The 20,912-nt window shown below is 69.4% G+C and carries 25 protein-coding genes and 1 pseudogene; 21 read left to right on the forward strand and 5 right to left on the reverse strand.

Annotated features, from left to right (window positions below):
* Positions 1-10: 10 nt before the first annotated feature.
* From ispG to OG555_RS30360, 3 genes are read left to right on the forward strand one after another with little or no spacing between them, the layout of a single operon-like run.
* Positions 11-1,162 (forward strand): flavodoxin-dependent (E)-4-hydroxy-3-methylbut-2-enyl-diphosphate synthase, encoded by a 1,152-nt coding sequence (gene ispG, locus OG555_RS30350; RefSeq protein WP_329475971.1) that lies wholly within the window; start codon positions 11-13, stop codon positions 1,160-1,162.
* A 40-nt stretch (positions 1,163-1,202) separates the two neighbouring features.
* The gene (locus OG555_RS30355; protein ID WP_329475972.1) at positions 1,203-1,418 is read left to right on the forward strand and encodes a hypothetical protein; all 216 of its coding nucleotides are present in this window, start codon (positions 1,203-1,205) and stop codon (positions 1,416-1,418) included.
* On the forward strand, positions 1,411-1,959 hold the full coding sequence (locus OG555_RS30360; protein ID WP_329475973.1) for a nucleosidase: 549 nt from the start codon (positions 1,411-1,413) through the stop codon (positions 1,957-1,959). The genes OG555_RS30355 and OG555_RS30360 overlap by 8 nt, the downstream gene beginning before the upstream one ends.
* Here the strand turns inward: OG555_RS30360 and OG555_RS30365 are convergent.
* On the reverse strand, positions 1,940-2,446 hold the full coding sequence (locus OG555_RS30365) for an NUDIX domain-containing protein (protein ID WP_329475974.1): 507 nt from the start codon (positions 2,444-2,446) through the stop codon (positions 1,940-1,942). The two genes, OG555_RS30360 and OG555_RS30365, sit on opposite strands and share 20 nt — an antisense overlap.
* Positions 2,447-2,520: 74 nt before the next feature.
* Between OG555_RS30365 and OG555_RS30370 the strand changes: the two genes are divergently transcribed.
* The 11 genes and pseudogenes from OG555_RS30370 (at position 2,521) to OG555_RS30420 (ending at position 11,093) form a co-directional block, all read left to right on the forward strand.
* Positions 2,521-3,306 carry a cyclase family protein gene (locus OG555_RS30370; protein ID WP_329475975.1) on the forward strand — a complete coding sequence of 262 codons (786 nt, stop codon included), beginning with the start codon at positions 2,521-2,523 and terminating at the stop codon, positions 3,304-3,306.
* Positions 3,303-4,913, forward strand: a complete 1,611-nt coding sequence (locus OG555_RS30375) for a thiamine pyrophosphate-binding protein (protein WP_329475976.1) — start codon at positions 3,303-3,305, stop codon at positions 4,911-4,913. The genes OG555_RS30370 and OG555_RS30375 overlap by 4 nt, the downstream gene beginning before the upstream one ends.
* Before the next feature lie 65 nt (positions 4,914-4,978).
* Positions 4,979-5,347, forward strand: coding sequence for a MerR family transcriptional regulator (locus OG555_RS30380; protein WP_329475977.1), 369 nt, complete (start codon positions 4,979-4,981; stop codon positions 5,345-5,347).
* Complete coding sequence (gene trxA / locus OG555_RS30385; RefSeq protein WP_329475978.1) at positions 5,344-5,679, forward strand: thioredoxin; 336 nt, start codon at positions 5,344-5,346, stop codon at positions 5,677-5,679. The genes OG555_RS30380 and trxA overlap by 4 nt, the downstream gene beginning before the upstream one ends.
* A 77-nt stretch (positions 5,680-5,756) precedes the next feature.
* Positions 5,757-5,909: a CopG family transcriptional regulator gene (locus OG555_RS30390; RefSeq protein WP_328521643.1), complete on the forward strand. Its 153-nt coding sequence runs from the start codon at positions 5,757-5,759 to the stop codon at positions 5,907-5,909.
* Entirely contained in the window at positions 5,906-6,208 is a 303-nt protein-coding gene (locus OG555_RS30395; protein ID WP_329475979.1) for a hypothetical protein, read from the forward strand. Before OG555_RS30390 ends, OG555_RS30395 begins: the two co-directional genes overlap by 4 nt.
* Positions 6,205-6,686 (forward strand): annotated as a pseudogene (locus OG555_RS30400) (GNAT family N-acetyltransferase). The gene OG555_RS30395 and the pseudogene OG555_RS30400 overlap by 4 nt, the downstream one beginning before the upstream one ends.
* Positions 6,687-6,703: 17 nt before the next feature.
* Entirely contained in the window at positions 6,704-7,957 is a 1,254-nt protein-coding gene (locus OG555_RS30405) for an MFS transporter (RefSeq protein ID WP_329475981.1), read from the forward strand.
* A 48-nt stretch (positions 7,958-8,005) separates the two neighbouring features.
* Positions 8,006-8,830, forward strand: a complete 825-nt coding sequence (locus OG555_RS30410) for a GNAT family N-acetyltransferase (protein WP_329475982.1) — start codon at positions 8,006-8,008, stop codon at positions 8,828-8,830.
* Between the two features lie 24 nt (positions 8,831-8,854).
* On the forward strand, positions 8,855-9,232 hold the full coding sequence (locus OG555_RS30415; RefSeq protein WP_329475983.1) for a DoxX family protein: 378 nt from the start codon (positions 8,855-8,857) through the stop codon (positions 9,230-9,232).
* Between the two features lie 97 nt (positions 9,233-9,329).
* Positions 9,330-11,093 (forward strand): proline--tRNA ligase, encoded by a 1,764-nt coding sequence (locus OG555_RS30420; protein WP_329475984.1) that lies wholly within the window; start codon positions 9,330-9,332, stop codon positions 11,091-11,093.
* A gap of 309 nt (positions 11,094-11,402) precedes the next feature.
* On the opposite strand, the gene OG555_RS30425 is transcribed toward OG555_RS30420, so the two are convergent.
* The gene (locus tag OG555_RS30425) at positions 11,403-12,203 is read right to left on the reverse strand and encodes a hypothetical protein (RefSeq protein ID WP_329475985.1); all 801 of its coding nucleotides are present in this window, start codon (positions 12,201-12,203) and stop codon (positions 11,403-11,405) included.
* Positions 12,204-12,309: 106 nt separating this feature from the next.
* Here OG555_RS30425 and OG555_RS30430 point away from each other — a divergent pair, with 106 nt between their 5' ends.
* Positions 12,310-13,086, forward strand: a complete 777-nt coding sequence (locus OG555_RS30430) for a sulfite exporter TauE/SafE family protein (RefSeq protein WP_329475986.1) — start codon at positions 12,310-12,312, stop codon at positions 13,084-13,086.
* Between the two features lie 3 nt (positions 13,087-13,089).
* Here OG555_RS30430 and OG555_RS30435 read toward each other — a convergent pair whose 3' ends face one another.
* Positions 13,090-13,578, reverse strand: a complete 489-nt coding sequence (locus OG555_RS30435; protein WP_329475987.1) for a GAF domain-containing protein — start codon at positions 13,576-13,578, stop codon at positions 13,090-13,092.
* A gap of 46 nt (positions 13,579-13,624) precedes the next feature.
* On the opposite strand from OG555_RS30435, the gene OG555_RS30440 reads away from it, so the two are divergent.
* Positions 13,625-14,389 carry a class I SAM-dependent methyltransferase gene (locus tag OG555_RS30440; protein ID WP_329475988.1) on the forward strand — a complete coding sequence of 255 codons (765 nt, stop codon included), beginning with the start codon at positions 13,625-13,627 and terminating at the stop codon, positions 14,387-14,389.
* On the opposite strand, the gene OG555_RS30445 is transcribed toward OG555_RS30440, so the two are convergent.
* Positions 14,370-15,281: a MerR family transcriptional regulator gene (locus tag OG555_RS30445; RefSeq protein ID WP_329475989.1), complete on the reverse strand. Its 912-nt coding sequence runs from the start codon at positions 15,279-15,281 to the stop codon at positions 14,370-14,372. The two genes, OG555_RS30440 and OG555_RS30445, sit on opposite strands and share 20 nt — an antisense overlap.
* A 98-nt stretch (positions 15,282-15,379) precedes the next feature.
* Between OG555_RS30445 and OG555_RS30450 the strand changes: the two genes are divergently transcribed.
* Genes OG555_RS30450 through OG555_RS30470 form a run of 5 tightly spaced genes read left to right on the forward strand, consistent with a single transcriptional unit; the run spans position 15,380 to position 19,755 of the window.
* Positions 15,380-15,751 (forward strand): hypothetical protein, encoded by a 372-nt coding sequence (locus OG555_RS30450; protein WP_329475990.1) that lies wholly within the window; start codon positions 15,380-15,382, stop codon positions 15,749-15,751.
* Complete coding sequence (locus OG555_RS30455; RefSeq protein ID WP_329475991.1) at positions 15,748-17,013, forward strand: NAD(P)/FAD-dependent oxidoreductase; 1,266 nt, start codon at positions 15,748-15,750, stop codon at positions 17,011-17,013. The genes OG555_RS30450 and OG555_RS30455 overlap by 4 nt, the downstream gene beginning before the upstream one ends.
* Complete coding sequence (locus OG555_RS30460; RefSeq protein ID WP_329475992.1) at positions 17,010-17,762, forward strand: DUF1365 domain-containing protein; 753 nt, start codon at positions 17,010-17,012, stop codon at positions 17,760-17,762. Before OG555_RS30455 ends, OG555_RS30460 begins: the two co-directional genes overlap by 4 nt.
* Positions 17,759-19,000, forward strand: a complete 1,242-nt coding sequence (locus OG555_RS30465) for a cyclopropane-fatty-acyl-phospholipid synthase family protein (RefSeq protein WP_329475993.1) — start codon at positions 17,759-17,761, stop codon at positions 18,998-19,000. The genes OG555_RS30460 and OG555_RS30465 overlap by 4 nt, the downstream gene beginning before the upstream one ends.
* Entirely contained in the window at positions 18,997-19,755 is a 759-nt protein-coding gene (locus tag OG555_RS30470; RefSeq protein ID WP_329475994.1) for an SDR family NAD(P)-dependent oxidoreductase, read from the forward strand. The genes OG555_RS30465 and OG555_RS30470 overlap by 4 nt, the downstream gene beginning before the upstream one ends.
* Here OG555_RS30470 and OG555_RS30475 read toward each other — a convergent pair.
* Positions 19,733-20,848 carry a cytochrome P450 gene (locus OG555_RS30475; protein WP_329475995.1) on the reverse strand — a complete coding sequence of 372 codons (1,116 nt, stop codon included), beginning with the start codon at positions 20,846-20,848 and terminating at the stop codon, positions 19,733-19,735. The genes OG555_RS30470 and OG555_RS30475 overlap by 23 nt on opposite strands.
* Between the last annotated feature and the right edge of the window lie 64 nt (positions 20,849-20,912).

The following is a 20,912-nucleotide window of genomic DNA, read 5'->3' on the forward strand; positions in this document are numbered from 1 at the left end:
TTAAGGACTCATGAGCATCAACCTGGGCATGCCCGCGCTGCCGCCGCCGACCCTGGCGCCACGCCGCAAGACCCGCCAGATCAAGGTGGGCAAGGTGCTGGTCGGTGGGGACGCGCCGGTCTCGGTGCAGTCGATGACGACGACACCGACGAACGACGTCAACAGGACGCTGCAGCAGATCGCCGAGCTGACCGCCGCCGGTTGTGACATCGTGCGGGTCGCCTGTCCGCGGCAGGAGGACGCGGACGCGCTCCGGGAGATCGCTCAGCACTCGCAGATCCCGGTGATCGCCGACATCCACTTCCAGCCGAGCTATGTCTTCGCCGCGATCGAGGCGGGCTGTGCGGCGGTCCGGGTGAACCCCGGCAACATCCGCAAGTTCGACGACCAGGTGAAGGAGATCGCGCAGGCCGCGAAGGACCACGGCACGTCGCTCCGGATCGGCGTCAACGCCGGCTCGCTGGACCCGCGGCTGTTGCAGAAGTACGGCAAGGCGACGCCGGAGGCGCTGGTCGAGTCCGCCGTCTGGGAGGCGTCGCTGTTCGAGGAGCACGACTTCCACGACTTCAAGATCTCGGTCAAGCACAACGACCCGGTCGTCATGGTCCGCGCGTACGAACTGCTGTCCGAGCGGGGCGACTGGCCGCTGCACCTCGGCGTGACCGAGGCCGGGCCGGCGTTCCAGGGCACGATCAAGTCGTCGGTCGCGTTCGGCGCGCTGCTGTCGAAGGGGATCGGCGACACGATCCGGGTGTCGCTGTCCGCGCCGCCGGTCGAGGAGGTCAAGGTCGGCCTGCAGATCCTGCAGTCGCTGAACCTGCGTGAGCGCAAGCTCGAGATCGTCTCCTGCCCGTCCTGCGGCCGCGCCCAGGTGGACGTCTACACGCTCGCCGAGCAGGTCACTGCCGGCCTCGAAGGCATGGAGGTCCCGCTCCGCGTCGCCGTGATGGGCTGCGTCGTCAACGGCCCCGGCGAGGCCCGCGAGGCCGACCTCGGCGTAGCCTCCGGCAACGGCAAGGGCCAGATCTTCGTCAAGGGCGAGGTCATCAAGACCGTCCCCGAAGCCGCCATCGTAGAAACCCTGATCGAAGAAGCCATGCGCATCGCCGAACAAATGGGCGAATCCGCCGAATCCGGCGACCCCACCGTCACCGTCGGCTGACCTGCACAGCCCGCACGACGCCGTACCCTCGGAGCTGCAGATGACTCATGCCGATCGGCGAAGCACCGACCGCGCGGACGAGTTGGAACGCCGCCGGCGAGCGCAGCAGATCGTCGCTGCGTTCGACACGGTGGACTGGGACTTCAGCGGATCGGCCGACGGCTGGAGGTACGGCGGTGGCCGCGATCTGAGCCGATTGGCGGAGGACGCACGCCGTTCGAAGGCCCGCGAAGCTGAGGGTTTCGCTGGTGACTGAGTTTGTCGTGGTCAGTGCTGTGGCTGGTGAGGCGCGGTACATGCCGGAAGGCGTTCCTGTGGTGATCACCGGGGTCGGGAAGACCGCTGCGGCGGTGGCCACGTCGCGGATGCTGGCGGGGCGGGACACATCGGAGCTGGTTGTGCTGAACGTGGGTACGACGGGAGCTCTGGTTGACGGGCTGTCTGGGGTGTACCTGCCGAGCACGGTGATCAATCACGATCTGAATGCCGAGGCGATTCGGGGGATCGGGCTGGATCCGCAGGAGGAGTTGCACGTCGAGGGTGGGGACGGGACGGTGCTGGCGTCGGGGGACGTGTTCGTCACGGATCCCGTCGTACGGGCGCGGCTTGCGGAGCGGGCGCAGCTCGTCGACATGGAGGCGTACGGCGTCGTCTACGCGTGCTGGGAGTACGGCGTGCCGGTGCGGGTCGTCAAGCATGTGTCCGACTCGGCCAACGAGGCGGCGCTTGACTGGCCGGCCCTGGTGGACGCCAGTGCGAAGGTGCTGGGGGAGTGGGTCAGCGCGTACGTCGACTGAGCCAGTCGAGTACGGCGGTCTCGCGTGTGAGCCAGCGCATGACACCGACGCCGCCGGCCAGCACGGCGTGGTTGGCGGTCAGGGCCTCGCCGACCGTTACCCAGCACGGAGTGAGCTCCAGGTCGGCCTCGTAGCCCTCGAGTTGCTGGCCGCCGACCGGCGATCCACCGGAGCAGGCGAAGTAGTGCGAGGTCATGCCGAAGACGTCGTACTCCGGCTCGGCCGCCGGCACCTCTTCGCGGGTCGTGCCGAGTTCGGCGCCGACCACCACGTCGGCGTACCCGCACTCCTCGCGGAACTCGCGATGCAGCGCCGACGCGAACGACTCGCCGGGCTCGACACCGCCGCCGGGGAACTTGTAGTCGCCGTGGCGCGACGAGAGCAGCAGCAACTCCCGCCCGCGGAAGAGCACACCCCGGACCGCGGTCCGCTCGACCAGCCGTCCGCCAGGCTGGAGTTCGGGTGAACGAAAGGTCCCTAGCAGCATGCGGTCTATGCTGACTTGGCCTTGGGGCCAAGGTCGGTGTCAGGGTCTCGTACGCCACTCCCCTGGAGGTCCGCATGCCCGGCTCGTCGCCCTTGTCGGTACTCGTCGGAGCACTCGCGGACGGGTCGATCGAGGTGGTGGACCTGACGTCGCCGCTGTCCGCGTCGACGCCGGTGATCCAGCTGCCGCCGGAGTTCGGGCAGACGGCGCCGTTCGCGCTGGAGCAGATCAGCAGGTACGACGACCGCGGGCCGGCGTGGTACTGGAACAACTTCACCAGCGGCGAGCACACCGGCACGCACTTCGACGCACCGAACCACTGGGTCACCGGCAAGGACCTCGCCGACGTGGCGTCTGTCCCGGCCGGCCGGCTGATCGCGCCGGTGGTCGTGCTCGACTTCACCGCCGAGGTCGAGAAGAACCCCGACTTCCTCGTCGAGGTCGACCACCTCAAGGCCTGGGAGGCGGAGAACGTACCGCTGCCCGCCGGTGGCTGGCTGTTCGTGCGCACCGGGTGGGCCGCGCGGTCACACTCGCAGGAGGCGTTCCTCAACGCCGACGAGGCCGGGCCCCACACGCCGGGCCTGTCGCCGGAATGCGCACGCTGGGTCGCGCAGGAATCGCCCGTCCTCGGCCTCGGCGTCGAAACCGTCGGGACCGACGCCGGGAAGGCGCACTCGTTCGACCCGCCGTTCCCGTGCCACTCCTACCTGATGGGCAGTGACAAGTACGGGTTGACGCAGCTGCAGAACCTCGCGAAGCTGCCGCCGACCGGCGCCGTCGTCATCGCCGGACCGTTGCCGATCGTCGGCGGCTCCGGTGCTCCCGCACGAGTGCTCGCGCTGGTCGAACGCCGGTGAACGTCGCGGTCGCCGTCGGCCGGGCGTTGGCGGCCGCGGGCGTCCGCCAGGTCTTCGGCGTGATCGGGTCGGGCAACTTCCATCTGACCAATGCGATGGTGGCCGGCGGCGCGCGGTTCGTCGCCGCGCGGCACGAGGGCGGCGCGGCCACGATGGCAGACGCGTACGCGCGGATGAGCGGGACGGTCGCCGCGGTCTCGGTCCATCAGGGGTGCGGCCTGACGAACGCGATGACCGGGATCGCCGAGGCGGCGAAGAGCCGGACGCCGATGATCGTGGTGGCAGCGGAGGTGACCGAGCCGCGGTCGAACTTCTACGTCGACCAGGCGGCGCTCGCCCGTTCGGTGGGTGCGGTGCCGGTCCGGGTCACCTCGGCGGAGACCGCGGTGGCGGAGGCCCTGGACGCCGTGGCGACGGCCGTTCGGGAGCGTCGTACGGTGCTGCTGAACGTTCCGCTTCCCGTGCAGGCGTTGGAGACTGCGGCACCGACGGTCGCGCCACCGCCTTCGCGGGATGCCGTCGTGCCGGACGCCACCGAGGTCGCCGCGCTGACCGACCTGCTGCGGCGTGCGGAGCGACCGGTGTTCGTCGCGGGTCGTGGGTCCCGTGGACGTCGGCAAGCCCTCGAATTGCTGGCGGAACGCTGTGGCGCGCTGCTCGCGACCTCGGCCGTCGCGCACGGTCTGTTCCGCGGCAACCCATGGTCGCTCGGGATCTCGGGAGGCTTCGCCTCGCCACGGACCGCCGAGCTGATCCGCGGCGCCGACCTCATCGTCGGATGGGGATGCGCGCTGAACATGTGGACGATGCGGCACGGTCAGCTGATCGGACCCGACGCGACGGTGGTGCAGGTCGACGACGACGCGTCCGCGCTCGGCGCCCACCGCGAGATCCAGCTGGGCGTCACCGGCGACGTCCAGCTCACGGCCACGATGGTGCTCGAGGCGTTCGGCGAGCAGCGGGTCGGCTTTCGCACGGCCGAGATCGGGAGCGTGCGCTGGCGGGACGTCCCGTACGACGACACGAGCACGGCGGAGCGGATCGACCCACGGACGCTGAGTATCGCGCTCGACGACCTCCTGCCGGCCGAACGCGTGGTCGCCGTCGACTCCGGCAACTTCATGGGCTACCCGAGCGCCTACCTGTCGGTGCCGGACGAGAACGGCCTCTGCTTCACCCAAGCGTTCCAGTCGGTCGGGCTGGGGCTTGCCACCGCGATCGGTGCCGCGCTGGCGCAGCCGGACCGGCTGCCCGTCGCCGCACTCGGCGATGGCGGTGCGCTGATGAGCGCCGCGGAGCTCGACACCGTACGCCGGCTCGGCCTGCCGATGCTGGTGGTCGTGTACAACGACGACGCGTACGGCGCCGAGGTGCACCACTTCGGTCCGGGCGGGCACCCGTTGGACACGGTGACGTTCCCGCCGACCGACCTCGCCGCGATCGGCCGGGGCTACGGCTTCGAGGCCGCGACCGTCCGCACAGCCGGCGACCTCGCGGCGGTCACGGACTGGCTGAACGGACAGCGGTCGGCGCCGATGCTCGTGGACGCGAAGGTCGTCGCGGACCATCCGTCCTGGTGGCTGGAAGAGGCGTTCCGCGGCCATTGACCCCGGCTATCCTGGCTTGACCTTGACCCTGGGGGCAAGGTTTAGCGTTGGGTGAAGGAGGCGGAATGCGGATCAGTGATCTGGCGGCCGAGGCCGGTGTGACGGTCAAGGCAGTGCGGTACTACGAGTCGCAAGGGCTGCTCAAGCCGCGGCGGGAGCCCAACGGCTACCGGTCGTACGAGGCGGACGACGTGGTCGTCGTCCGCGAAGTGAAGGCGCTGCTTAGCCTCGGGCTGACCGCGGAGCAGACGTACCCGTTCATCGAGTGCCTGCGGGCCGGCAACGAGCGGGCGGACGTCTGCCCGGCCTCGCTGACGGCGTACCGGAGCCGGATCGCCGACGTGGATCGCCGGATCGCGGAGCTCACCGACCTGCGGGCCCGGCTGACCGACCTCCTGACCGATGCCGAGAGCTGGAGGATGAACCAACAATGAGTGACCTGCGGACCGTTGACGAGGCGACCTTCGACGAGCTGGTACTGCGCTCCGACAAGCCGGTGCTGGTGGACTTCTGGGCCCAGTGGTGCCCGCCGTGCCACCAGATCGCGCCGGTGCTCGCCCAGATCGGTGCCGAGCGCGAGGACCAGCTGACCGTGCTGAAGCTGAACGCCGACGAGAACCCGGCGATCTCGGCCAACTACCGGGTAATGGCGCTACCGACGCTGATGCTGTTCCGCCGGGGCGAGGTGATCTGGTCCGTCGTCGGCGCTCGTCCGAAGCACAAGCTGCTCAAGGAGATCGACGACGCCCTTCTCGCCGCAGTCTGAGTCGTCAAGCTGACGGAGACCAGCAAACTCCGTCAGCTTGTTGTCGATTAGCTGTCTAGGATGCTAGCAATATAGCCATGGCCGAGAAAGTGCAGTTCAACGTGTATCTGCCGCCGGAGTTGGTGCGGCGGGTCAAGCACAAGGCGATCGACGAGGCGGCGAGTCTGTCGGCGCTGGTGGAGCAGGCCCTGACCGAGTACCTGGACAAGCACGGGGAGGCCCGCGGATGAACGACGTACTGTACGGCTACAAGCTGCATGAGTCCCGGCCGGACGATCGCTGGTCGGTCACGCCGTACCTGACCGGCGTGGATCCGGCGGCCTGGCTGCAGGTGCTCGAACTAGTCGGCGCCGACGCGACCCTGCGCTTCGGGCCGGCCGACGCGGAGTACGCCGTACGCCTGGATCTGTCCACCACCGAAGACCTGGATGACGTACGGCGGCGACTCAGCGGCCACCAGGTGACGCAGACTGGAGAAATGCTGGAGATCGTGGATCCGGACGGGCAACTCCTGGTCGTGCACGGATGATCGAGATCCGGAAGGCCGAACTCGCCGAGGTCGACGCGGTGCGGCAGATCGGGGTGACGACCTGGCCGGTCGCGTACGCCGGTCTGGCGTCCGATGAGTTCATCACCGACGGAATCGCGCAGTGGTGGTCGCCGGAGGTGGTCGAGTGGGGGATCCGCAACGGGATCACCCTGGTCGCGGCGGAAGGCGACGACCTGGTCGGGATGGTCGGCCTCGGACGCGAGGGCGACTCGTGGGTGATGTGGAAGCTGTACGTGCTGCCCGAGCACCAGGGCAAGGGATCGGCACGGCACTGCTCGACGCCGCGATCGCCGCGCTTCCCGAAGGTGCGACGGAACTGCTGCTGGACGTCCTGGTCACCAACGAGAAGGCGATCGGCTTCTACCGGGCCCACGGGTTCACCGAGGCGCGGGCAACCCCGGACCGGGATCTCGGCGTCGACCTGATGTGGATGGTCATTGACCTCCAGCCGACGTGAGGTTGCAAGATTCCGCCATGACAACTGCTGCGCCGCGCCTGCGCGACGATCCGGACTTCCGGCGGTACTGGCTGGCCCGGGCGCTGTCGATCACCGGATCGATGGTGACCGCGATCGCGCTGCCGGTGCTCGTCTACCGGTTGTGCGGTTCGACCGTCCTGACGGCCTTGGTGACCGCGCTCGAATCAGCGCCGTACCTGCTCACCGGGCTGTTCGCCGGCGCGCTCGCCGACCGGTGGAACCGGCGCCGGGTGATGGTGAGCGCCGACCTGGTCAACGCGGTCTTGGTCGGGTCGATCCCGGTCGCGCATCTGCTCGAAGTACTGACCGTCGCGCAGGTGCTGGTCGTCGCGTTCACGGTCCAGAGCGTCTACACCTTCTTCGACGGAGCGAACTTCGGTGCCCTGCCCGTGCTGGTCGGCAGGGCCCGGGTCGCGCAGGCGAACTCCGCGGTCTGGACGGCGTCGAGTCTGATCGAGTTGTTCGTCCCGCCGCTGACCGGTCTGCTCCTCGCGGTGCTGGATCCGGCCAGCCTGCTGACGCTCGACGCGTTGAGTTTCGCCGCGTCGGCCTTCGCGGTGCGGGGGATCGTGCGGGCGATGTCGGAGCGGCGCGAGGGGCTGGCGCCGCTGAGACCGCGAGTGGTTCTGACCGACATTGCTGAAGGGCTTCGCTATCTGGTCCGTCACCCAGGTGTCCGGACGATGACGATCGTGGGCAGCCTGCAGTCGTTCGGTGGCGGCGGGTTCATGGCGCTCATCGTGGTCTGGTGCGACCAGGTCCTTCACGTCGGTACGTCGGGACTCCGGTTCGGGCTCGTGTGGGGGACGTGGGGGATCGGCGGGCTGATCGCCGCGGTCGCGCTGCCGCGGTTGCTGAAGCGGCTGTCGCCGGCGGCGATCACGCTCTACGCGCTGCCGGTCTCGGCGTTCCTGGGGGTGCTGTCGCCGCTGGCGCCCGGGTGGGTCGCGGCCGCGATCGCGTTGCTGGTGTGGGGTTCGGCGTACGTGCTCGTCATCGTCAACGCGGTGTCCTACAGACAGCAGGTCACACCCGAGAAGCTGCTCGGACGGGTCAACACAGCCGCCCGGATGCTGTCGTGGGGTGTTGGCTGGACGTTCGGTTCGGTGGTGGGCGGCGTACTCGGCAAGGAGTTCGGCATCCGGACCGGCATGGTGGTGATGGGACTCGCCGGCTTCGTCGCGGTGGTGGTCGCGTGGACATCGCCGCTGCGCCGGATCGCGGCGACACACGATCCGGCGGCGGTCTGATCCGGCCCCTTGCATGCCGAACTGCAGAACATCCGCTAGGTTCTGCGCGTGGGCGTACGGGTTCTCGGTCCTCGTGACCTCGCGGCGGCGCGCGCGGTCATCGCCCGCGATCCGGTCGTGAACGTGTTCGTCGACAGCCTCGTGCAGGCGTCCGGACTCGATCCGCGCCGGGGTGCGGAGGTCTGGGGGTACGTCGAGAAGGGCGCGCTGGAGGCCCTGTGCCACGCGGGCGGCAACATGGTGCCGGTCGGCGCGGACGACGCCGCGTTGCGCGCGTTCGCGGCGTACGCGATGCGCCGGGGCCGGAACTGTTTCCAGATCCTCGGCCAGGCCCGCGCGGTCGAGCAGTTGTGGAGCATCCTCGAACCGCACTGGGGACCGGCCCGCGAGGTGCGCGACAACCAGCCGTTCATGGTGATCGAGGGCCCGCCGGTGATCGCGCCCGATCCCTTGGTCCGCGCGGTCGAGCCGGTCGAACTGCCGATCCTGTACCCGGCCTGTGTCGCGATGTACACCGAGGAGGTCGGCGTACCGCCGCAGACCGGGCCGGACGGGACGTTCTACCGGTCGCGGGTCGCCGAGCTGATCCGGGCCGGGCGTGCGTTCGCCCGGATCGAGAACGGGCGCGTCGTGTTCAAGGCCGAGGTCGGGTCGGTCGGTAGCGGCGTCTGCCAGATCCAAGGCGTCTGGGTGGATCCGGAGTTCCGCGGCCAGGGATTCGCCGCGCCGGGGATGGCGGCGGTGGTCGAGCTGGCCCGGCAGATCACGCCGGTGGTGACGCTGTACGTCAACGCGTTCAACCTGCCGGCGCGGGCGGCGTACGAGCGGGTCGGGTTCCGGACGATCGAGACGTTCGCGACGATTCTGTTCTGACTACCAGCGAGTAAGCTCCCGCGCATGGCGTCTCGGAGCAGGACCACCACCGGCCTCGCCGTTCTGTTCGGCGTTCTCGGCACGCTGCATTTCCTGAAGCCGCGGCCGTTCGAGCAGATCGTTCCGCGGGCATTGCCCCGGAAGAAGGAACTCGTCTACGCATCCGGAGTGGCGGAACTGGCGTGCGCGGGCGGTCTGCTCCACCCGCGCACGCGACGGGTGGCCGGCCTGGCCAGCGCCGGGCTGCTGGTGGCGATCTTCCCGGCGAACGTGCAGATGGCCGCCGACCTGCAGCGCAAGGGATCCCGGCCGGCTCAAGCGATCGCTTGGGCCCGGTTGCCGCTGCAGCTGCCGCTGATCCGCTGGGCGCTGAAGGCCGCCCGCGAGGACCGGGCGGCGTGAGCCTGTGGATAACGTGGTGAGAGCATTACCGCCGGGCCGATATTCTCTGTCCCGTCCGTTGTTTTATTCCTGACCCGTTGCACGCTTGGAGACTCCCGTGATTCTGCGTATGTCGTCGCTGTTCCTCCGCACCCTTCGCGAGGACCCGGCGGACGCGGAGGTCCCGAGCCACAAACTGCTCGTCCGCGCCGGGTACATCCGGCGGGCCGCGCCCGGCATCTACACCTGGCTGCCGCTGGGGCTGCGAGTGCTGCGCAACGTCGAGCGGATCGTGCGCGAGGAGATGGACGCGATCGGCGCGCAGGAACTGGTGTTCCCGGCGCTGCTGCCGCGCGAGCCCTACGAGGCGACCGGCCGCTGGACCGAGTACGGGCCGAACATCTTCCGGCTGAAGGATCGCAAGGGCGCCGACATGCTGCTCGGGCCGACGCACGAGGAGATGTTCACGCTGGTCGTGAAGGACCTCTACTCGTCGTACAAGGACCTGCCGCTGTCGATCTACCAGATCCAGAACAAGTACCGCGACGAGGCGCGGCCGCGGGCCGGCGTGCTGCGCGGGCGCGAGTTCGTGATGAAGGACTCGTACTCGTTCGACGTCGACGACGACGGCCTCGCGGCGTCGTACGAGCTGCACCGCAAGGCGTACATCAACATCTTCGACCGGCTCGGCTTCGACTACGTGATCGTCAAGGCGATGTCCGGTGCGATGGGTGGCTCGCGCTCGGAGGAGTTCCTCGCGATCGCGGAGAACGGTGAGGACACCTTCGTCCGCTCGCCCGGTGGGTACGCCGCCAACGTCGAGGCAGTCGTGGTCCCGCAGGCCGCGCCGGTCGACGCGTCGGCCGTGCCCGCCGCGGAGGTCGTCGACACTCCGGACACGCCCACCATCGACACGCTGGTGGACGCGATGAACGCGAAACACGCCCGGACCGACGGGCGGGAGTGGACCGCCGCCGACACGTTGAAGAACGTGCTCGTCATGCTGGTGAATCCGGACGGCACGCGTGCGCCGCTGGCGATCGGCGTACCGGGGGACCGGGCGATCGACGAGAAGCGGCTCGGCGCGCAGGTGGAGCCGGCCGAGGTCGTGGCCTTCGAGGAGTCTGACTTCGAGAAGCACCCCTCCCTCGCGAAGGGCTACATCGGGCCGGGTGTGCTCGGGTCCGAGAACACATCGGGCATCCGCTACCTGCTCGACCCCCGGGTCGGCGAGGGGTCGGCGTGGGTGACGGGTGCGGACAAGCCCGGCTTCCACGTGATGAACCTGGTGCACGGCCGCGACTTCACCGCCGACGGCACGATCCAGGCCGCGGAGGTGCGCGACGGCGACGAGGCGCCGGACGGTTCGGGTCCGCTGTCGAGCGCGCGCGGGATCGAGATGGGCCACATCTTCCAGCTCGGCAAGAAGTACGCCGAGGCCCTGGACCTCAAGGTGCTCGACCAGAACGGCAAGCTCGTCACGGTCACCATGGGCTCCTACGGTGTCGGCGTCACCCGCGCGGTGGCCGCGATCGCCGAGGGCAACCACGACGAGCTCGGCCTGATCTGGCCGCGCGAGATCGCCCCCGCCGACGTCCACCTCGTTGCCACCGGCAAGGATGCTGAGCTGTTCGAGAAGGCCGCCGCACTGGCCGCCGAGCTCGAGTCCCGCGGCCTGTCCGTCATCTACGACGACCGCGAGAAGGTCTCCCCGGGCGTGAAGTTCAAGGACGCCGAGCTGCTCGGCGTCCCCACCATCGCCGTGGTCGGCAAGGGTCTCGCCGACGGCACCATCGAGGTCAAGGACCGCCGCACCGGCACCCGCACCGACATCCCAGTCGCCGACGTCGTCGACCACCTGGTCGCCACCGTCCGCGGCTAACCGCATCGGCCCCCGCTCCAGCGGAGTGGGGGCCGGCCTGCACCACGTCTCGCGTGTCGCCTGTCCGCAGCGATTCGCCGTACTCGCGATCTCGGCGCCTATATGGCGGCACGTCCTCGGTTCCGGAAGCTTCGCTCGGTCGGCTTCAACAACATCCAGAGCCGAGGCAGCCCGGCCCGGAGAGGTCGGTGGGGAAAGAAGTTTGCATCTGGCGACGAATTCTTTCCCCACCACCACCACGACGTCGCCCGGGCGGCTGATTACGTCGAGCTGGCCGCAGTCCAGCTGGGAGCGGGTGGGGTTGGTGGGTTAGGGCCTGACCCAAACGGTCCAGCGTTCCAGGCGGAGGTAGTTGAGGCGTTGGTAGACGGGCTGGCCGTTGTCTGAGGCGATCAGGGCGGCGGGGTGGTCGCGGTGGTGGGTAGTGGCTGCCCAGGTGATGGCTGCTCCGGCGCCGCGGCCGCGCGCGGCAGGCATGACGGCGACGTTCTCGACGACGGTGAGGCCGGCGGCGTGGTGGGCGGTCGAGGTTGCCAGGGGTACGTCGCCGTCGTAGCCGACCCAGACCGCGGAGCCCTCGAGGAACGAGACGTCGTACAAGGCGCCGGGCTGGAACGGCTGGAGCTCGGGGAGCGGGTAGCCCTCGACCAGGACGCGTTCGGCGTCGGCCAGGCCGGCGGCGTCGGTGACCTGACGGATCTCGAGATCTGTGACCGGGGGAGTGGTGGGAAGCGCTGGGAGGTGGACCATCAGCGGCGGGTGACCGGCCAGGGCTAGGCCGTGCTCGCGTAGATCGCGCGTCGGCCAGGCACTGACGAACAGGTACGGCACGTTGTTCGGCAGTTCGCGCGCGGCCTCGGTGATCACCTCCGCCGGGTCGACGGGTTGCTTCGGGACGACCCAGTTCGTGAGGGGGCCGCGGTCGCCGAGGATCCCGCCGGCCCAGGTGTCACCGTCGTACCAGGGTTGGCCGGCGCGGCGGGGCGCGTCGATCGCCCAGGAGGCGTGCGCGAGGACGGCCTGCCGGACGAGTGAGTCGGCCGCCGCGAGCTCCGGTTCCCAACCTGTGGCGAGGGTTTCGCCCTCAGGTGGCAGGATCGAGGACGCCATCTGCCCACTGTGGCATCGTGGACGTGGTTTGTCTCTCATTCCCCGGTGTAAGGGTTGAGCCGAACTATGGGCTTACCTGATCATCGGTGCGTGAGGACTTGCCGCCGTGCCTGATGTTTCGTTGTGGACCCTAGTCTTCCTGGTGATCGCGGCCTTCGCGGCCGGCTGGATCGATGCGGTGGTCGGCGGAGGCGGGTTGCTGCAGCTGCCCGCGATGCTGCTCGGACTGCCGAACGCGTCGCCGGCGCAGATCCTGTCGACCAACAAGATCTCGTCCTTGTGCGGTACGGCGACCAGCGCGGTCACGTTCGGGGTGAAAGTACGGCCCGACAAGAAGACCGTCGTACCGATGGCGATCCTGGCCGGACTGGGAGCCGCGGCCGGGGCGCTGGTGGCGACGAGGATCCCGATGTCATGGTTCAAGCCGATCGTGCTGGTGCTGCTGATCGGCGTCGCGATCTACACCGCGCTCAAGCCGTCACTGGGCGCACGGACCGCGCTCCGCTTCGACGGCCGTGACCACTACGTCGCCGCGAGTGGGATCGGCGTAGTGATCGGCTTCTACGACGGCGCCGTCGGTCCGGGCACGGGTTCGTTCCTGATCTTCGCGCTGGTCGGCTTCCTCGGCTACAACTTCCTCCAGGCGAGCGCCAAGGCGAAGATCGCCAACGTCGCCACCAACCTCGGCGCGATCATCATCTTCGCGCTGCACGGTTCCCCGCTCTGGCTCCTCGGCCTGATCATGGGCGCCGCCAACATGCTCGGCGGCCTCCTCGGCGCCCGCACCGCCGTAGCCCGCGGCAGCCGCTTCGTCCGCGTCATCTTCCTGATCGTCGTCTCAGCCCTCATCCTCCGCCTGGCGTACGACGTCTTCCACGGCTGACTCCTAGTGCTTGGTGAAGGTGGGAGCCCAGGGGGCGTTGTCGAGGCCGATCCGGTGGATGGCGATGGAGGTCTGGGTGGCCAGGGCCTGCAGAGCGGCGATCTCGGCGGGAGTGGCGTGGTAGTGGCGGGACCAGTAGGCGCCGATGGCGGCGACGGGGGTGGGCGAGCCGACCGGGACCATCACAAGGCTGCGGACGAACGTGGGGAGGTAGGCCTCGAGGGGGATGCGGTCGTCGACGGAGATGTCGGGGACGACGGCGGTCTCGTCGTGGAGCATGGCCCAGCCGCTGATGCAGGTGGCGATCGGGAAGCGCTGTCCCTTCCACAGGGGCGCGATCGCGTCCTCGTCCGCGTAGAAGCAGCGGTCGTTCTCGCGGAGGACGAAGGTCGCGCCCTGTGCTCCGGTCCGGCGGCGCGCCTCGACGCGCACGACCTCGCCGACCTCGCCGAGGGTCTGCGCCGCGTCCAGTCCAGCCAGCAACTCCGTCATGCGGCCATTCTCCGGCTGATCCGCCTCAGGCGATAGGGTCGGCGTCATGGTCGACTACGACGGTCGAATGGGCAGTGTGTACGTCGCCGGCCGGGGGATGTCCCCCGAAGGAGTACGACGGTGGACCGCCGCGCTCGCGGCGTACCTCCCTGAGCGGCGACCCGTGCAGATCCTCGACCTCGGCAGCGGCAGCGGCCGCTTCACCCCCGGACTGGCCGACGAGTTCCACGGTCCGGTGTACGGCGTGGAGCCGTCGGACCGGATGCGGGAGACGGCGGAGAGGGCCGCCGCGCACCCCGCAGTCACCTACCTGAAGGGCAGCGCCGAGGACATTCCGTTGCCTGAGGCATCGGTCGACGGGGTGCTGATGTTCCTGTCCTTCCATCACTTTCCGGACCAGCTCAAGGCGCTCCAGGAGGTGCACCGCGTGCTGCGGCCCGGGGGAGTGGCGTTCCTGCGCAGCCAGTTCGCCAACCTGATGCCGGACCTGTTCTGGTACGACTACTTCCCGTCCGCCCGCGCGGTCGATGCCGGCATGTATCTCACCGTCGAGCAGTCCCAACAGCTTGCGCGACAGGCCGGGCTCGTCCCGGACGATGAGCTGGTCTGGGTGACGACCGAGGAACCACGCACGTTCCGCGCGGCGTACGAGCGGCTCAAGCTGCGGGCGCTCTCGACGTTCGAGCACCTGCCGGAGGACGAGATCGCGCCCGGTTTCGAGCGTTTCGCGGTCGACGTGCAGCGCGACCCGGATCGCCTCGTGCCCGTCTACTCCGCCGCGATGCTGGTCCTCACGCGCCCCGGTCGGTGAGGTCAGCGGCGCGCGTCACTCGGAGCGCCTCGCTGACCGGATCGCCGGCGAGCAGCCAGGCTCCGGTCTCGTCGGCGATCGCCTGGCTCGCACCGGCCCCGGCCAGCGCCAGTGGTGCGGCCGACGCGAGTCGGCGCAGCTCGCCGACGATCGGCGTGAGGCGTTCTGGGACGGTGGCGGCGAGGACGACCAGTTCGGGGGCGCTGTCCTCGGCGATCCGGAGTACGTCGGCAATCGGGGTGTTTGCGCCCAGATAGCCGATCCGCCACCCGTTGCGCGCCAGCACGATGCCGAACACCATCAGCGCCAGGTCGTGGTGCTCCTCGGACGGGCACGCCAGTACGGCGTGTGGTCCGCGCCCACCGCCCCAGCCTCGGGCCAGCCCGGCGAGCCGGCCTCGGATCACGTGGCTCGCGAAGTGCTCCTGACCGATCCCGACGACGCCCTGCGCGACGCGCTCGCCCAAGTCGTGCAGGTAGGGGATCACGACGTCACGGAGCACGGTCTCGACGGTGAACTCGTTCAGCAGCTGGTCCAGCGCGCCCTGTGCGCCCGGCTCGTCCATCGCGTCCAGCGCGACGCCGAATGCCGCCGCGGCGCCGTCAACGGGCGGCACTTCGTGGACCGCGCGGTCAGCTACGCCCACCGGCAGCTCCCCGGCCAAGGCCACGCGGGCCGCCTGAGCGGCTGACAGCCCGTTGGCCAGCTCGGCCTGCATCCGTCGTACCCGGCGCTCGTCGTTCTCGGAGTACAGCCGGAAGCCGCCGGCGGACCGCACCGGGGAGAGCAACCCGTACCGGTTCTCCCACGCGCGCAGGACGTGGTCGCTGACGCCGACCCGGCGGCTCAGCTCGCCGATCCGGAGCAATCCGGGCCCGTCCGCGGAATCCATGGCAGACACTCTACATTCCTTAGACGGACATTAGACAGAGTTGGCCTGATTGCTCTAGTATTCCTAGACAGAACCTAGACAGCATGGAAGGCCACCCGATGAGAGCTCAGCTCCTGCCCCGTTTCCTAGGACTGCTCACCCTCGGGTACGGCGCCTACACAGCAGCCCGCCCGGACTCGCTGATCCGGGCCGCGGATCTGGCGGACGGCCTGCCGATCGGCCGGTCCGGGCGGGTGCTCGGCACGGTGATCGGGGTCCGGGATGTGTTGTCGGGCGCGACGATGCTGCTGGCCCCGGCGGGTCGCCCGCTGCAGGCGGCGATTGTCGCCCGGGTCGCGTGCGACCTCACCGATGTGGCCGGCTTCGGCCTGGCCGGACCACCACGATCGCGGGCCAAGGTGGCCGGCATCGCTGCTGGCTGGGGACTGCTGTGCGCGTCCTCGCTCGCGGCTGCGCGGGACCGCCGATGACCCGCACCACCCAGCCGACGGTCGCGGTCGTCGGAGCCGGTGTCTCCGGCCTGACTGCGGCGTACCTGCTGTCGCGCTCGCACTCGGTCACCTTGTTCGAGGCCGAGCCCCGGCTCGGCGGCCATGCGAACACCCAGGTCGTCCGCGACGCCGCCGGCGCTCCACTGGCGGTCGATACGGGCTTCATCGTGCACAACGACCGCACCTACCCCAAGCTCCGCAAGCTGTTCGGAGAGCTCGGCATCGCGACCCGGCCGACCGAGATGAGCATGAGCATCAGCGATCCGGCCACTGGCCTCGAGTACGCCGGAGGTCTCGGAGCCGGCGGGGTCTTCGCCCAGCGTCGCCGGGTCGCCGATCCCCGGTTCCTCGGTGTCCTCGGCCAGGTCGGCCGGTTCCATCGGCGGGCGGCTGCGTTCCTGGCCTCGACCAGTGATGTGGACCTGACCAGCCTTGGCGACTTCCTGGACTCGGAGGGCTTCTCACCCCGGTTCCGGCGGCTGTACGCCGTACCGCTGGTGTCGTGTGTCTGGTCGACCGGTGCACAGTCGTCGCTGCAGTATCCGGCCCGCTACTTGTTCCGCTTCCTCGAGCGGCACGGCATGTTGTCCTTCCGGGACTCGCCGCAATGGTCCACGGTCGTGGGTGGTTCGCGGACCTATGTAGACGCAATCGCGGACCGGCTCGAGTCGGTCCGTGCGGGCAGGCCGGTTCGGGGCATCGTTCGTGGCGTCGACGGCGTACGGGTGACGGACGCCGCCGGCGAGACGGCGTGCTTCGACCGGGTGGTCGTCGCGACCCACGCCGACACCGCGCTCGAGTTGCTGACCGATGCGGATCCGGCCGAGAAGGAGGTCCTCTCCGCCTTCGAGTACTCGCGCAACGAAACAGTGCTGCACACCGACGCGTCGCTGCTGCCACGGACGCCGAAGGCCCGGGCGGCGTGGAACTTCCGCACCACCTCCGACGATCGGCCCCCGGTGGTGACCTACTGGATGAACCGGCTGCAAGGTCTGGACACCGAAACCCAGTTCCTGGTCACGCTGAACGCCCGGGAGCGGATCGATCCGGCCGCGGTGCTCGCGGTGATGGATTACCGCCATCCGGTCTACGACGCGGCCGCGGTCGCCGCCCAGTCACGGCTCCCAACCCTGAACACCGATCGCACCACGTTTGCGGGCGCGTACCACGGGTGGGGCTTCCACGAGGACGGCTGCCGCTCGGGCGTCGCGGCCGCCGCCGCGTTCGGAGTCGAGTGGTGACGACACTGAGCGATCTGCCGACGCTCCCGGCGCTCGTCGTCGGACATGTCTGGCACCGGCGCCGAATCCCGGTCCGGCACGAGTTCCGGCATCGTGCGTACCTGTGGCTCGTCGACCTTGACGAGTTGCCCCAGCTTCCACCCTGGCTGCGGCCGCTCGCCACGTTCGACGCACGTGACCACCTGGGCAGCGGATCCGCCGGAATCAAGCCCGCTGTCGAGCGCTACCTGGCCCACCAAGGCGTCGTACTCGGATCCGGCGACCGCGTCGTCATGCTCGCGAACGCCAGGGTTCTCGGCTATGTCTTCGACCCGCTCACCGTGTTCTGGTGTTTCGCCGCCGACGGCGCGCTCCGATGCGTGGTGGCGGAGGTGCACAACACGTACGGCGAGCGGCACGCGTACCTGCTCCGCCCCGAGGCCGACGGTACGGCGGAAGTCGGCAAGGAGTTCTTCGTGTCGCCGTTCAATGACGTCTCCGGCCGTTATGCCTTCCGGTTCGCGGTGTCGCCGGAGCTCCTGTCGATCTCGATCACGTTGAACCGTGGCGACCGACCGGTCTTCGCGGCCGGCTTCGGCGGCCGGATCCGCCCGGCGACGGCCATGGCCGTGGCCAAGACCGCACTCGTCCTGCCGGCGATGCCGCAGCGCGCCTCGATCCTGATCCGCGCGCATGGGATCTGGCTGTGGCTCCGCGGCCTGCCGGTGCTGTCCCGACCAGTTCACCAACCACCGGAAGGAGTCCGATGACCTCGATCATCACCTCGCCGCGCATCCACAATCGGCCAGGCCCGCTACGTCCCCGGGCCTGGCTCACCCGAGCCCTGGTGGACCGGGTCCTGGCGGGCGTGCCGGTACGGGCGCTCTACCCGGACGGCACCGTCCGGGGTGGCGGCGGCCCGGACGATCCGGCCCTGCGGATCGTCCGGCCCGTCGCGTTCTTCGACCGGCTCGGGCGCAACCCGAAGATCGGTCTGGGCGAGGCCTACACGGCCGGCGACTGGACCGTTGCCGAGGGCACCGATCTCGGTGAGTTGCTGACGCCGTTCGCCGCCCGGCTCACCGCGTTGCTGCCCCGCCCGCTGACCCGGCTGCGCGGTCTCGTGGACCAGCGCGTTCCTCGCCGGTTGCGCAACTCGCTCTCCGGGGCACGCGCCAACGTCAGTGCGCACTACGACCTGAGCAACGAGCTCTTCGCCCGATTCCTCGACCCGACGATGAGCTACAGCTGTGCGGTGTTCGACGGACAGCCGCCGTACGGCGCTCAGAGTCTGGAGTCGGCCCAGCGTCGCAAGATCGACCGGATCCTCGATCTGGCCGGAGTGACCGAGGGCACCCGGCTGCTCGAGATCGGCACCGGTTGGGGCGCACTCGCGATCGCGGCCGCAGGCCGGGGTGCACTGGTCACCGGCGTGACCTTGTCCAGCGAGCAGCTCGACCTCGCGACGAAGTGGGTGGCCGACGCCGGTCTCGGCGATCGAATTGAGCTGCGGCTGCAGGACTACCGGTCGGTGCGGGGTGAGTTCGACGCGATCGTCAGCGTGGAGATGATCGAGGCCGTGGGCGAGGAGTACTGGCCGACGTACTTCGCCGCACTCGACCGCCTGCTGGCTCCTGGTGGCACGATCGCGTTGCAGGCGATCCTGATGGACCACGACCGGATGCTGGCGACGCGCAACTCGTTCAGCTGGATCCAGAAGTACATCTTCCCGGGCGGTCTGATTCCGTCTCGGCGGGCGATCGAGGAGAGCCTGGCCGCGAACACCGGGCTCCGGATCGTCGCCGATGATCGGTTCGGTCCGCATTACGCGGAGACGCTACGGCGCTGGCGGCGACGCTTCGAGGAGCAGTGGCCACAGCTCCGGCGGTTCGGGTTCGACGAGAGCTTCCGTCGGACGTGGGAGTTCTATCTGGCCTACTGCGAGGCCGGCTTCGCGTCGAGCTATCTCGATGTCGGTCAGCTGCGGCTGACCCGAGGATCGCGATGAGCGCCCTCGCAGGCCGGGCGGTCTGGGTGATCGGCGCCTCCAGCGGAATTGGTGCCGCCTTGGCTGCCGAGCTGGTCGTCCGGGGCGCGCGGGTGGCGATCTCGGCTCGGCGGGCCGATCAGCTCAAGGATGTCGCCGACGATCAGATGTTCGCCGTACCGCTCGATGTGACCGACCGGATAGCTGTCGATGCGGCCGCCAAGGAGGTCGCCGGCCTCATCGGTGCGCCGGACCTGGTCGTGTTCAGCGCCGGCGTCTGGGAGCAACTGGACGCCGCAGCCTGGGACCGGGACCTCTTTGCCCGGCACATCGAGGTCAACCTGCTCGGCCTCAACAACGTTCTCGGCGCGGTGCTGCCACCTATGCTCGAGCGTGGCCGTGGCGGGTTCGTCGGGGTGTCGTCCGTGGCGGGATATCGCGGCCTGGCCGGGGCCGAGGCGTACGGCGCCACCAAGGCCGCGCAGATCAACCTGCTGGAAGCGTTGCGGATCGCGGTCGCCGGGCGGGGAGTCGATGTCGTCACGGTCTGTCCCGGGTTCGTCAAGACCGAACTGACCGCCGGGAACTCGTTCCCGATGCCGTTCATCATCGAAGCGGATCAGGCCGCCCGGGCGATCTGCGACGGACTCGAACGGGGCCGGGCCGAGATCGTCTTCCCGCTGCCGATGGCCGTGCTGATGAAGATCGCCCGCCTGCTTCCGGTCCGCCTCTGGGCGACCGCGATGCAGCGGGTCAGCCGTCCCACAGCACGTTGAGAGCGGACGGCTTGCGGAAGACGAGACCCCGCGGTGGTGGTGACCCAGCTGCGAGTCGCAGGCCGGGCAGCCGCAGTACGGCGTCAACCGCGGTCAGCGTCTCCAGACGGGTCAGGTGCATCCCGAGGCAGATGTGCGGTCCGCTGGCGAAGGCGAGATGGCGTCGCGCGTTGGACCGCCGTACGTCGAACTCGTCGGGCGACTCGAAGACCGCGGGATCCCGGCCGGCGCCGGCGAGCGACACGGTGACGAAGTCGCCCTGTCGGATGGACTCACCGGCCAGGTCGACATCGCGGGTGGCGTAGCGGTCGACCACGGCCGCGGCCGGTTCGAGGCGGAGCGACTCCTCCATCGCGTTGGGCAGCAACGAGCGGTCGGCGAGCACAAGATCCAGCTGATCCTGGTGCGTCAGCAGATGCCACAGCGCGTTGGTGATCATGCCCTCGGTGGTCTCGATCCCGCCGAACATCAGCACGGCGGCGTTCGCCACCACCTCGTCCACACCGAGTCCGGCCTGCGCCGCCGCCGCGACCAGTGAGTCGGACGAGTCGATGCCTGAGGCAACGTGTTTGTGCAACTCCGCGAAGGCGGCGGCGCCCTCGGCGGTGATCTGCCGTCCGGCCGAGACACCGGACACCGAGTCGGAGATCGCGGTGTACCAGCCCAGCACCGTCGAGGCAGAGGCCGGCGGCAACCCGAGCGAGTACGCGACCACCGCAACGGACAACGGCCCGGCAAGAGCTGTCCGAAGGTCGGCGCCGGCGGGCTGGACGGCCGCGAGCAGCTCGTCCACGGTCTGTTGCACGAAGGTGGTGAAGCGGTGGCGGGTCTCGGCAAGACCGAACGGCGGATCGAAAGGCTCGCGGTGCGCGGCATGCGCGGCGCCGTCCAACGACAGCATCGAGGGTCCGACCACCTGCGCGGTCGAGAACCGCGGGTCGTCAACGGTGAAGGTCTCCGGATCACGCAGAACCTGGAGAGCCAGCCCGCGCGACGACACCACCCACCCGCCGAGCGCCTCCACCCACCCCACCGGCCGGAGCGCGGCGAGGGCCGGGTGCGGATCTGTCTCGAGTTCCTCCAGGGTGACCACGCAGCCACCCTAGATCGATGAGACCAGCGAGTAGACTGGTATTGCTGAGACAGATTGGATCTCA

The sequence above is a fragment of the Kribbella sp. NBC_01484 genome (genome assembly GCF_036227145.1).
Classification (GTDB): domain Bacteria; phylum Actinomycetota; class Actinomycetes; order Propionibacteriales; family Kribbellaceae; genus Kribbella.

What these genes read in the sequence shown, in the direction of transcription:
- ispG (WP_329475971.1), top strand. Translation starts at nt 11, where the DNA reads ATGAGCATCAACCTGGGCATGCCCGCGCTGCCGCCGCCGACCCTGGCG.
- OG555_RS30355 (WP_329475972.1), top strand. Translation starts at nt 1,203, where the DNA reads ATGACTCATGCCGATCGGCGAAGCACCGACCGCGCGGACGAGTTGGAA.
- OG555_RS30365 (WP_329475974.1), bottom strand. Translation starts at nt 2,446, where the DNA reads ATGCTGCTAGGGACCTTTCGTTCACCCGAACTCCAGCCTGGCGGACGG.
- OG555_RS30370 (WP_329475975.1), top strand. Translation starts at nt 2,521, where the DNA reads ATGCCCGGCTCGTCGCCCTTGTCGGTACTCGTCGGAGCACTCGCGGAC.
- OG555_RS30380 (WP_329475977.1), top strand. Translation starts at nt 4,979, where the DNA reads ATGCGGATCAGTGATCTGGCGGCCGAGGCCGGTGTGACGGTCAAGGCA.
- trxA (WP_329475978.1), top strand. Translation starts at nt 5,344, where the DNA reads ATGAGTGACCTGCGGACCGTTGACGAGGCGACCTTCGACGAGCTGGTA.
- OG555_RS30390 (WP_328521643.1), top strand. Translation starts at nt 5,757, where the DNA reads ATGGCCGAGAAAGTGCAGTTCAACGTGTATCTGCCGCCGGAGTTGGTG.
- OG555_RS30395 (WP_329475979.1), top strand. Translation starts at nt 5,906, where the DNA reads ATGAACGACGTACTGTACGGCTACAAGCTGCATGAGTCCCGGCCGGAC.
- OG555_RS30405 (WP_329475981.1), top strand. Translation starts at nt 6,704, where the DNA reads ATGACAACTGCTGCGCCGCGCCTGCGCGACGATCCGGACTTCCGGCGG.
- OG555_RS30415 (WP_329475983.1), top strand. Translation starts at nt 8,855, where the DNA reads ATGGCGTCTCGGAGCAGGACCACCACCGGCCTCGCCGTTCTGTTCGGC.
- OG555_RS30425 (WP_329475985.1), bottom strand. Translation starts at nt 12,203, where the DNA reads ATGGCGTCCTCGATCCTGCCACCTGAGGGCGAAACCCTCGCCACAGGT.
- OG555_RS30435 (WP_329475987.1), bottom strand. Translation starts at nt 13,578, where the DNA reads ATGACGGAGTTGCTGGCTGGACTGGACGCGGCGCAGACCCTCGGCGAG.
- OG555_RS30440 (WP_329475988.1), top strand. Translation starts at nt 13,625, where the DNA reads ATGGTCGACTACGACGGTCGAATGGGCAGTGTGTACGTCGCCGGCCGG.
- OG555_RS30445 (WP_329475989.1), bottom strand. Translation starts at nt 15,281, where the DNA reads ATGGATTCCGCGGACGGGCCCGGATTGCTCCGGATCGGCGAGCTGAGC.
- OG555_RS30450 (WP_329475990.1), top strand. Translation starts at nt 15,380, where the DNA reads ATGAGAGCTCAGCTCCTGCCCCGTTTCCTAGGACTGCTCACCCTCGGG.
- OG555_RS30455 (WP_329475991.1), top strand. Translation starts at nt 15,748, where the DNA reads ATGACCCGCACCACCCAGCCGACGGTCGCGGTCGTCGGAGCCGGTGTC.
- OG555_RS30465 (WP_329475993.1), top strand. Translation starts at nt 17,759, where the DNA reads ATGACCTCGATCATCACCTCGCCGCGCATCCACAATCGGCCAGGCCCG.
- OG555_RS30470 (WP_329475994.1), top strand. Translation starts at nt 18,997, where the DNA reads ATGAGCGCCCTCGCAGGCCGGGCGGTCTGGGTGATCGGCGCCTCCAGC.